This is a genomic window from Leisingera sp. (assembly GCF_034669605.1).
In the GTDB taxonomy this organism is placed as follows: domain Bacteria; phylum Pseudomonadota; class Alphaproteobacteria; order Rhodobacterales; family Rhodobacteraceae; genus Leisingera.
On the sequence record NZ_JAXMOX010000282.1, the window covers coordinates 1 to 4,540 of the forward strand.

A 4,540-nucleotide genomic window follows, 5' to 3' on the forward strand; every position below is an offset into this window, starting at 1 on the left:
GCCCGCTTCCCCCACCTTGTCGAATTTGTCGATGGTGCGCAGCACGTCGTCGCGCTTGGCATCTTCGGCGCCAAGACCCATGACCTCCAGCACGCCGTTCAGAACCTTGCGGTTGTTCACCCGCACCAGGTAATCACCGCGCGGAATGCCGACGGTTTCCAGCGTGTCGGACAGCATCGCGCAGATCTCGGCATCTGCCGCCATCGAGGCGGTGCCCACGGTATCCGCGTCACACTGATAAAACTGACGGAAGCGGCCCGGCCCCGGCTTCTCATTGCGCCAGACCGGCCCCATCGCATAGCGGCGGTAGGGCGTCGGCAGATCATTGCGGTGCTGCGCATAGACCCGCGCCAGCGGCGCCGTCAGGTCATACCGCAGCGCCATCCAGTCGCCCCCGGAATTTGAACTGCCGTCGTCCTCGGTCTCCTGCCAGGCAAACACGCCCTCATTGGGGCGGTCGACATCGGGCAGGAACTTGCCCAGCGCCTCGACGGTTTCCACCGCCGCCGACTCCAGCGCCTCGAACCCGTAATGATGATACACACCCGCGATGGCCCGCAGCATCTCGCTGCGCTGGGTCACCTCCGCACCGAAATAGTCACGGAACCCCTTGGGCGTTTGCGCCTTGGGGCGGGGCTGTTTCTTCACTTTGGCCATCTGAGGCCTCCTCACGGGTAGCGGTTTCACTCGCCCGGCGGTCTAGCGGAAGCAGGCCGCAACAGCAAGAAGGAGCCGCGGCGCCGGGTGACGAAGAGGCGGAAAAAGAAGTGCTCGTTTCAAGCGCGCAGGGCAGCGCCCGCCCCGTGGGGGGCGGGGCGGGCGACCCCTTGCTTTCGGAGCCAGCTTCTGTATCAGACAAACCAGAACCCAGGAGACACCCCATGCAGCATCTGGAAGAGCAAATCGCCCATCTGACCCGCAGCGTGGAGGAGATGAGCGACGTGATCGCCCGCCAGCAGCAGGAGATCGACACCCTGACCCGCCGCGTCGCCATGCTGATGCAGCGCGAGGCCAGCCGCGAGCAGGACGGCACCGGCGGCGCGGTCTTCGGCGACGAACGCCCGCCGCATTACTGACGCCTGCCGGGGTCTGTTCGGGCGTGCGCGCGGTCACGGCTACCGGGCCGCGATTATCGCCGCGCGCGCTTAAAACCTGTGCAGTTGCAGCAGGATAATGCACGCTGAAGCGGAATGGGCCTTGGCAAGAGCTTGTGCCCGCATATAAGCCTTAGAAAAACGCACGGAATTGGACGGCAGCAGTGACAAGCAATGCAGAGCTGGTACGCTTTTGGTTTGAAGAGGTCTGGTACCGCGACAACGATGCTGTTCTTCAGGACATGTTTTCGGACAGAACCGAGGCCACCGGCCCGGTGTCCAACCTGATGGGCAAACAGTTCGCCGCTTCCGATTTCGTCACCACGATGAAGGCCTTGCTGGGCGGCGCGCCGGAGTTCACCTTTCGCGTGTTCGAAGAGGCCGGGCCTTGGATCATCACCTGTTTCGACGTGCATGTCACCAGCCACCCGCACCGCCCGCCCTTCGATTTCGACGGCCAGATGGTTTTCAAGGTCGAAGACGGCAAGATTTCCGCGATCCATTCCAGCCTGAACTACATCAAGCTGTTCGAGGGTCTGGGCCAGATGCCGCCCGACACCCTGCCTGTCTGCCTCAGCGGTGCGGAGCTGGTCTGGAAATAACCTGCCGGGCAGCGCGATTGCCCGAATGCACGACCTGAGGGCAGCCTCTGCCGCCCGCTCTCATATCTCCTCCACATCCAGCACCCCGTCCAGCGACTTCAGCGCGCCCTTGATCTGCGGGTTGATCGGGAACGGCTGGCCCAGCTCCATTTCCACATCGCCGGGCAGGCCCGGGTCCTGCAGATACATGTAGATCTCCCCGCGCGAGGCATTGCGGGCCGCGGATTTGGCGTCTTCCAGCACCTGCGCCACGGTGCCGACGGCGGCGGCTTCGCTCAGATAGACCCGCAAACTGCTGCGCCCGGCGTCGGCGATGGCGCTGTCAACCGGCCCGACCGAGCGCACCAGCAGCTTCAGCTGGTCGCTCTCCATCGTCGCTTCGGCAGTGATCACCACCTTGGCGCCGGTCTCCAGAAACTCCCGGGATTTCTCCAGCACTTCGGAAAACAGCGTCACCTCAAAGGCGCCCGACGGGTCCGACAGCTGGGCAAAGGCAAAGCGGTTGCCGCGGGCTGATTTGCGCTCCTGCCGCCCGGCCACCACGCCCGCCATCTTGGCCATGAACGGCCCGCGTTCGGCCTTGGCAGTGACCTCGTCCAGCGTCAGCACGTCCTTGCGCTTCAGCGCGGGCATGTAGTCGTCCAGCGGATGCCCCGACAGGTAGAAGCCGATCGCCTTGAATTCCTCGCTCAGCCGCTCGGCCGGCAGCCAGTCCGGCACCGAGGGCAGCCGCGGTTCCGGCAGATCATCGCCCGCCTCGCCGAACAGCGACACCTGGCTTGAGTTCTTCTGGTCATGGATCGCGGCAGAGTAGCTGACCAGCGCCTCCAGGCTCTCGAACACCCGGCGCCGGTTGGGGTCCAGCTGATCAAATGCCCCGGCCCGCGCCATCATCTCCAACGGCCGCTTGCCGACACGCTTCAAATTCACCCGGCGGGCAAAATCGAACAGGTTCACGAAAACCCGCTCATGCCCGCCCTCATTGCGCGCCTCGGTGACCAGCCGCATCACGTCGACACCGACGTTCTTCAGCGCGCCCAGCGCATAGACCAGCTCACCCTTGACCACGTTGAAGGCCGCCATCGACCGGTTGACGCAGGGCGGCACGTATTTCAGCCCCAGCCCCTTCTTCACCTCTTCAAAGTAGATCGCCAGTTTGTCGGTCAGATGGATATCTCAGTTCATGACGCCGGCCATGAACTCCCCCGGGTGGTTCGCCGTCAGCCAGCCGGTCTGATAGCTGACCACCGCATAGGCCGCCGCGTGCGATTTGTTGAAACCGTAGTTGGCGAATTTCTCCAGCAGGTCGAAGACCTCCGAGGCCTTCTTTGCAGGCACCCCGTTTTCCGCCGCGCCCTTTTCAAACTTCGGGCGCTCGGCGTCCATCGCCTCCTTGATCTTCTTGCCCATCGCCCGGCGCAGCAGGTCGGCGCCGCCCAGGCTGTAGCCGGCCATCACCTGGGCAATCTGCATCACCTGTTCCTGATAGACGATGATGCCCTGGGTTTCCTCCAGGATATGGTCGATCAGCGGATGCACCGACTGGATTTTCTTGAGGCCGTTCTTCACCTCGCAATAGGTCGGGATGTTCTCCATCGGACCGGGCCGGTACAGCGCCACCAGCGCCACGATGTCCTCGATACAGGTCGGCTTCATGCGCTTCAGCGCATCCATCATGCCGGTGGATTCCACCTGGAACACCGCCACCGTTTTGGCCCGCGAATAAAGGTCATAGGTGACCTTGTCGTCCAGCGGGATGGCGTTGATCTCATTCACCGCGCCTTCGGGCGGCTCGTACAATTGCGTGCCGTCCTCGCTGATATGCAGGTCGCGGCCCGACTGTTTGATCAGATCCACCGCGTTCTGAATGACGGTCAGGGTCTTCAGACCGAGGAAGTCGAATTTCACCAGCCCCGCCTGCTCCACCCATTTCATGTTGAACTGGGTGGCCGGCATGTCGGATCGCGGATCCTGATACAGCGGCACCAGCGCATCCAGCGGCCGGTCGCCGATCACCACGCCCGCCGCGTGGGTCGAGGCATTCCTGAGCAGCCCCTCAACCTGCTGGCCATAGGTCAGCAACCGGTCGACCACCGGCTCATTGCGCGCCTCTTCCTTCAGCCGCGGCTCATCCACCAGCGCCTTTTCGATGGAAACCGGCTTCACCCCTTCCACCGGGATCATCTTGCTGAGGCGGTCCACCTGGCCATAGGGCATTTGCAGAACCCGCCCGATGTCGCGCACCGCCGCCTTGGACAGCAGCGCACCGAAGGTGATGATCTGCCCGACTTTGTCGCGGCCGTATTTCTGCTGCACATAACGGATCACCTCTTCGCGGCGGTCCATGCAGAAATCGATGTCGAAGTCGGGCATCGACACCCGCTCCGGGTTCAGGAACCGTTCGAACAGCAGCGAATAGCGCAACGGGTCAAGGTCGGTAATGGTCAGCGCATAAGCCACCAAGGACCCCGCGCCCGAGCCCCGTCCCGGCCCCACCGGGATACCCTGATCCTTGCCCCATTGGATAAAGTCCGCAACGATCAGGAAATAGCCGGGGAAGCCCATGCCTTCGATGATGCCCAGCTCAAAATCCAGCCGTGCCTGATATTCCTCCGGGCTGACCGCATGGGGGATCACCGCCAGCCGTTTCTGCAGGCCCTCATTGGCGATGCGGCGCAGTTCAGACACCTCGTCATCGGCGAATTTGGGCAGGATCGGATCCCGCAAATAGGCCTTGAACGCGCAGCGCTTGGCGATTTCCACCGTATTTTCAACCGCCTCGGGCAGGTCGGCAAACAGCGCAACCATTTCCTCCTGGCTTTTGAAGTAATGCTGCGCGGTCAG

3 protein-coding genes and 1 pseudogene are annotated in these 4,540 nt (G+C 63.1%); 2 read left to right on the forward strand and 2 right to left on the reverse strand.

The genetic code is table 11. The features are described from left to right. Nucleotides 1-657 (reverse strand): HisS family protein (locus VOI29_RS22710; RefSeq protein WP_323783936.1); only part of this gene is annotated, 657 nt, incomplete at its 3' end. Nucleotides 658-881: 224 nt separating this feature from the next. On the opposite strand from VOI29_RS22710, the gene VOI29_RS22715 reads away from it, so the two are divergent. Together VOI29_RS22715 and VOI29_RS22720 are read left to right on the forward strand one after the other, a co-directional pair. Continuing rightward, nucleotides 882-1,076 carry a SlyX family protein gene (locus tag VOI29_RS22715; protein WP_323783938.1) on the forward strand — a complete coding sequence of 65 codons (195 nt, stop codon included), beginning with the start codon at nucleotides 882-884 and terminating at the stop codon, nucleotides 1,074-1,076. 182 nt (nucleotides 1,077-1,258) lie between these two features. Continuing rightward, entirely contained in the window at nucleotides 1,259-1,696 is a 438-nt protein-coding gene (locus VOI29_RS22720; protein WP_323783940.1) for a nuclear transport factor 2 family protein, read from the forward strand. Nucleotides 1,697-1,756: 60 nt separating this feature from the next. Here the strand turns inward: VOI29_RS22720 and dnaE are convergent. Beyond that, nucleotides 1,757-4,540: pseudogene (dnaE, locus tag VOI29_RS22725) on the reverse strand (DNA polymerase III subunit alpha); the annotation flags it as partial.

What these genes read in the sequence shown, in the direction of transcription:
- VOI29_RS22715 (WP_323783938.1), top strand. Translation starts at nt 882, where the DNA reads ATGCAGCATCTGGAAGAGCAAATCGCCCATCTGACCCGCAGCGTGGAG.